Here is a 6,101-nt window from a genome sequence, read left to right as displayed (position 1 = left end):
AGTCGAACTCTATGCCCTGGCCGATGCGATTCGGCCCACCGCCCAGTACCATAACCTTCCGCCGCTTACTGCTTACCGTCCGATCCGGAGCGTTATAGGTAGAAAAGTAGTAGACGGCATCCTCGACGCCGCTCACCGGAACAGGCTCCCAACCCTCTACGATACCTGCCGAAATTCGTTCCTTACGGATAGCCTTTTCCGGTACATTGAGAAGCTTGGCAAGATATTTGTCGGAAAAACCGTCCCTCTTGGCGCTGGCGAGCAGTGCGGAAGGCAGCTTCTTACCCCGGTGCCGGAGAATTTTTCCCTCCAGCTCCACCAGCTCCTTCATCTGATTGATGAACCAGGGCTTAATGTAGGTTTTCTCATAGAGATCCTGAACACCGGCACCCTTACGCAGGGCTTCGTACATAATAAACTGCCGCTCGCTGGTCGGTTCACCGAGCATATCCATCAGTTCGTCCAGCGACTTTTTGTTAAAGTCTTTGGCAAAGCCCAGCCCGTAGCGACCATTCTCCAGAGAACGAATCGCCTTTTGCAGGGCTTCCTTGTAGTTCTTGCCGATGCTCATCACCTCGCCTACGGCACGCATCTGCGTACCGAGCCTGTCCTTGGCGTCCCGGAATTTCTCAAAGGCCCAGCGGGCGAACTTGACCACCACATAGTCGCCCGAGGGGGTGTATTTATCGAGGGTCCCCTCCCGCCAGTATGGGATCTCATCGAGGGTGAGGCCGGCAGCCAGTTTGGCGGAAATCAAGGCGATGGGAAATCCGGTCGCTTTGGACGCCAGTGCCGAGGAACGCGAGGTCCTGGGGTTGATTTCAATCACGACGACCCGGCCGGTGACAGGATCATGAGCAAACTGAACGTTGGTGCCGCCGATTACCCGGATTGCCTCCACAATCCGGTAGGAGTATTCCTGCAGGCGCTTCTGAAGCTCGCTATCGATGGTAAGCATGGGCGCCGTACAGAAGGAGTCGCCGGTATGCACCCCCATGGCGTCCACATTCTCGATGAAACAGACCGTAATCATCTGGTTTTTAGCATCGCGCACGACCTCCAGCTCCAGCTCCTCCCACCCCAGGACCGATTCTTCTATCAAGACCTGACCGATAAGGCTAGCCGCAATACCACGGCTGACAACGACGCCCAGCTCCTCTACATTGTAGACCAGACCGCCACCGGTCCCGCCCATGGTATAGGCAGGACGCACCACTATGGGGTAGCCCAGTGAGGCCGCCACTCTCTCCGCATCCTGGATGTTGTAGACCGCTTCGCTGCGCGGCATATCTATACCGAGACGACCCATGGTTTCCTTGAAGGCGATGCGGTCCTCGCCGCGCCGGATAGCATCAACTTCGATGCCGATTACCTTTACTCCGTACTTATCGAGGACTCCGGCCCGCGCCAGCTCGGCGCTCAAGTTAAGACCGGTCTGCCCGCCCAGGTTAGGCAGCAGGGCATCAGGACGTTCTTTCTCGATAATCTGAGCCATTGTCTCAAGATTAAGCGGCTCAATATAGGTCACGTCGGCCATCCCGGGGTCGGTCATTATCGTTGCCGGATTGGAGTTCACCAGTACGATTTCATAGCCCAGCCCGCGCAGGGCCTTACACGCCTGCGTCCCCGAGTAATCGAACTCGCAGGCCTGCCCGATCACAATTGGGCCGGAGCCGATTATCATCACCTTCCTGATATCACCACGCTTAGCCATTCCTCATATCTCCTCTTCTTTCTTTCAACAAGCTACCCGAGCAGTAACACGATGACCTTTGTGATAGCACACTGAAGCAAAGTAGCTCTCTGGAAGTTTCTCCTTATGCGCCGACCCCCGCATCATAATTTTTTGGTGATTTAACGGTTACGATCAACCCGGAGAGATTTTCTTGACTACAGAGAAACGATTTGCCCTCTGTTCACAGAGAAGCAGCCAACTCACTAAGAAAGGACTACGTTCTGTGAATCCAAAACACACATGGATATCCTCTGGCGTCACTCCCGGTCCTCGCGCTGGTGTTATCTTCTTAAATAACCATTTGCAGGATAACTGACCGGAAGGCAAAAGTCAAGGCGGGTAAACCTGACTTCAGGCCATTTTTTGAGGCTATAATGAGGAAGGACGGGGAAATAGTCTACTGATTACAAACTGCCAAAGAAACAGCATCTACTTCAGGTCAGCAATTATCTTGCGGTACTCATCCTCGGTGAAGGCGCGTATGGTCTCGGTACGCATGCTGCCCAGCGAGTCCAGAGTAAGTGCAGCCTTAGCAACAATTTCGTAGTTCGGCGACTCTATGATGAAGACCATATCATAGTGCCCCATCAGCATATAGAAATCCTTCACCTTTGCCCCCAGGTCCCGAAAGACTCCCTTGGCAGTGTCGATGTAGGTAGGGCTATCCGTCATATCCTGTACGCCTCGTCCGGTAAGATGGAACAGCATCATATAGGTAGCCATTACTTTGTCTCCTTTCCCACCGACTTCTCGAATAATTATCAGGCAAGCAGGAACGAGTTAGAGTTATATTGTAGGGGAGTATTCTCTATTAGTCAACATTATCGTGCCAGGTCATTGAAAGTATTCATCCCCCCGGGTAAGTTTCGGGCGTTGAAGCCGTTAAGCCTCAATACACGTGTCGCGTAGTACGACCTATGGCCCGTAGCACAGTATGTCCAGATTTCTTGTCCGGGCCGGAGTTCGTGCAGGCGGGAACGGAGTTCGTTAAGGGGGATACTCAGTGCTCCCTTCACGTGACCGGACTGATATTCAGACGGGTCGCGCACGTCAAGGATCAAAACATCCGCACTCTTGATGTCCTCCCAGTGAGCCAGTGGGGCATCACCCCGAAGAGCATTGGCAGCAATCATACCGGCGATATTAACCGGGTCCTTGGCCGCCCCGTACTGCGGGGCGTAGCACAGCTCTGCCTCCTCAAGGTCGTACACCGTCGCGTTATTCTGTATCGCCGTCGCAATAACATCGATCCGCCTGTCCACTCCCTGCTGACCGACCGCTTGAGCACCGAGTATTCTGCCATCTTCTTTAGAGAATATCAGCTTCATAGAAATGCGGCTCTCTCCCGGATAATAGCTGACATGATGACCGGGGTACAGGTAGACTTTTTCATAGTCAATATTGCGCCCGCTTTGCTTCAAGCGTACCAGCTCGTTCTCGGTTAGCCCGGTAGAGGCGATTGTCATCCCCAGCACTCCGCAGATCGAAGTCGCCTGTACACCCCTGAAGGTAAACTCACGCCCCAGGATATTACCGGCAGCAGTTCTCCCCTGGCGATTGGCCGGCCCGGCTAAAGGAATCACCTTCCATTCTCCGGAGACAAAATCACGGACCTCGATAGCATCGCCGACTGCCCAAACATGACGATCGCTGGTCTGCATGCGGTCATCGACTCGAATGCCGCCTTTTTCTCCGATTTCAAGGCCCGCCCCTTTAGCCAGATCAACCTCAGGACGCACCCCAATCGCCAGTATAATCAGATCGGCAACAAAGTTCTCACCTGATTTGGTTTTCACGGTCAGCTCACCGGCATCATTCTGCGCGAACTCGGTAACTGCGTCCTCCAGATGCAGGGAAACCCCGTTGATAATCAAATGGTCATGGATCGGCGTCGCCATCTCATAATCCAAAGCCGGCATGACGTGGTCCTGCATTTCGATTATGGTCACCGAGATTCCCCGTCTGAGCAGGTTTTCCGCCATCTCCAATCCCACAAAACCACCGCCAACGATGACGGCTCTTTTAGCATTACTCCGGGTAATCCAGTCACGGATATTACGACTGTCCGGTATTGTCCTTAGAGAATGTATCCCGGGCAGATTAATACCGGGCAGCGGCGGCCGAACCGGTGTGGCCCCGGGCGCAAGCACCAGTGCGTCATATTTCTCAAGATATCTGGCCGACGTCCTCAGATCCTCTACTTCGATTTCCCGTTTATTGCGATCAATAGCGGTGACATTGCTTTGCGTGCGTACCTGAATATTAAACCTCTCTCTAAATAGCTCGGGGGTGGCTACTATCAGCTTTTCTTCTTCGGTGATGACGTCACCTACGTAATAGGGCAGGCCGCAATTAGCGAACGATACGTAGGGACCGCGTTCGAAGATGATGATCTCGGCCTTTTCTGACAGCCTTCTCGCCCGGGCTGCGCACGAGGCTCCCCCGGCCACGCCACCAACAATCAAAATTCTTGCTGCATCTCTATCAGAGGCTGCGTCTACCTTCAACTTTATCCTCCTAACAGAATCAACCCCTGGATTAAATCGGCCGCAGTTTATTCTACATTACACCTGCTGGAATCACCAAGCACCTGACCTATGACCCGCGGCCCAGAAATGGGCCCGGAATACAGGTATAATCTTAGACCGGGGATTTAAGAAAGGGAGATTGCCCGTCGGGTGCGGACAGGATAGTCTGGAGAGGCTGATAATCCGCGCCCAAAAAACGGCCATAAACACTATATCCCGTATGTTGGACAAATCCATTACACGGAAACAGGCCGGGCAACCGCTGCAACTAGCCCGTTATGCTGCACAAATGTCAGCAAGGTGCTAGTGCAGGCCTTTCTCCATACTATTCAGGATACCGTTCACGGCCATTTTCGCCATGGCACCCTTAGATACCTGTTTGGCTATCGCCAGCCGGTCATAGACACTTCTAATGCCCTTGAGTTTCTCGCCGGCAAATTGATAGACACACAGTGCCAGTGTCGACCATTTGGAGCCATCGACAGTACCCGACAGCACGTGATCGTAAACCCCTATCTCACCCTCTACCACAATCTTGACACCCGACTCGGTCATCTTGAGGTCCGGTATCATCTGCTTGTTCCAGGTTATGTAGCGCCTCATCTGTTCCTTACCCTTGAATGTTCCTTCAGGCGCCTGCCACTCAGCATCCTCGGTAAAGAAAGACAATATCCTCTCCACATCCCTGGATTCCATGGCATCCTTAAACTCTCTCATCCTTTTTTTGATCTGATCTGCGGACATCTGACACCTCCTTTTTGGATAACCCCTTCAAATAGCGAAGTGATTGTAAACCCGCCCGGGAGAGATGTCAATACTTCTTTTTGATATTCCTCAGCCGGGATTATAAAGATTATAAAGAGGAAAAGCAAGCCAGAAGAGGGTAGAAAAATGAAAAAGCTAAGCAGTATTAAGCGAGAGAGCTGGCGGGGGCGCATGGGAGTCGAACCCACCAGAGACAGGCTAGTGCCCCCCAACGGATTTGAAGTCCGCGAAGCCCACCGGGACTCAGCCGCCCCCTGACCCTCAAACCTGGTATGATTATACTACAGCCCCCGGCAAAGGACTACCGATACCGGAGTGTAGCGACACTTTCTCCATAGCCGGCTGAGCGCTGTCGAACTCTAAGACAAACTAACAGCAACAGGGACACCTCAGGGCATCAAGTAGACCGGTGCCATCATACTCCGCTAAAGCGCCGGCTTGAGGACTATAATCCAGGTGCTCGCCGGCAACTCCCCGGCCTTGAACTCAACCTCGCTGGCATCCGGGCGGCTGACATCTGTCTTATCCCTGAGGAACTCATCCACTCCGGCGACGGGAAAGGCACACCGCTGGTTCCTGTAGTGCATCGGTATCACCACCCGGGGCTTCAGTCGATTACAGACCAGGGTGGCATCCCCGGCGTCGATGGTAAAATTACCGCCCACCGGAATGAGCAGCACATCGACCGGGCCTATCTCGGCAGCCTGCTTGTCACTAAGCCGGTGGCCCAGGTCGCCGAGGTGGCAGACCCTCACCCCGTTGACGGTAAAGCAGAATATGGTATTGCCACCCCTCAGCCTGCCCCCCTTCTCATCATGGCAAGAAGAAACCCCCTTGAAGCTTATACCTCTGACCTCTGCCGTACTCTCTCTGACTACCTCGGGGTTCCCCCGGATGGAAGAGACGTTATTATGGTCGAAGTGGTCATGGCTTACCGTGACGATATCGGCAGTCTCCGTTATGCCGGCATAACTCAGGTCGCCGCAGGTGGTGTAGGGGTCGGTGATTATCCTTATTCCATCATCCGAGGTAATCAAAAAAGAAGCATGTCCCAGCCATTTGACCTTCATAAG

The 6,101-nt window shown here is 53.5% G+C and carries 5 protein-coding genes and 1 tRNA gene; all 6 read right to left on the bottom strand.

Annotated elements, in window-relative coordinates; genetic code table 11:
- Positions 1-1,714, bottom strand: a 1,714-nt coding sequence (gene carB, locus PHI12_05660) for a carbamoyl-phosphate synthase large subunit (GenBank protein MDD5510274.1), incomplete at its 3' end; no start/stop codon positions are given.
- Positions 1,715-2,164: 450 nt separating this feature from the next.
- Positions 2,165-2,458, bottom strand: coding sequence for a GYD domain-containing protein (locus PHI12_05655; protein MDD5510273.1), 294 nt, complete (start codon positions 2,456-2,458; stop codon positions 2,165-2,167).
- 98 nt (positions 2,459-2,556) lie between these two features.
- Complete coding sequence (locus PHI12_05650) at positions 2,557-4,242, bottom strand: FAD-dependent oxidoreductase (GenBank protein MDD5510272.1); 1,686 nt, start codon at positions 4,240-4,242, stop codon at positions 2,557-2,559.
- A gap of 324 nt (positions 4,243-4,566) precedes the next feature.
- The gene (locus tag PHI12_05645; protein MDD5510271.1) at positions 4,567-5,007 is read right to left on the bottom strand and encodes a nuclear transport factor 2 family protein; all 441 of its coding nucleotides are present in this window, start codon (positions 5,005-5,007) and stop codon (positions 4,567-4,569) included.
- Positions 5,008-5,187: 180 nt separating this feature from the next.
- Positions 5,188-5,283, bottom strand: a tRNA-Sec gene (locus PHI12_05640).
- Positions 5,284-5,453: 170 nt separating this feature from the next.
- Entirely contained in the window at positions 5,454-6,098 is a 645-nt protein-coding gene (locus tag PHI12_05635; GenBank protein ID MDD5510270.1) for an MBL fold metallo-hydrolase, read from the bottom strand.
- Positions 6,099-6,101: the final 3 nt, after the last annotated feature.

The organism is Dehalococcoidales bacterium (genome assembly GCA_028716225.1).
GTDB lineage: Bacteria > Chloroflexota > Dehalococcoidia > Dehalococcoidales > UBA5760 > UBA5760.
Note: the sequence above shows the minus strand (reverse complement) of the source record. Positions and strands in the feature narration are given on the sequence as shown.

Bases quoted from the DNA above. Each gene is read 5' to 3' on its own strand.
- PHI12_05655 (MDD5510273.1), bottom strand. From the start codon at position 2,458: ATGGCTACCTATATGATGCTGTTCCATCTTACCGGACGAGGCGTACAG.
- PHI12_05645 (MDD5510271.1), bottom strand. From the start codon at position 5,007: ATGTCCGCAGATCAGATCAAAAAAAGGATGAGAGAGTTTAAGGATGCC.
- PHI12_05635 (MDD5510270.1), bottom strand. From the start codon at position 6,098: ATGAAGGTCAAATGGCTGGGACATGCTTCTTTTTTGATTACCTCGGAT.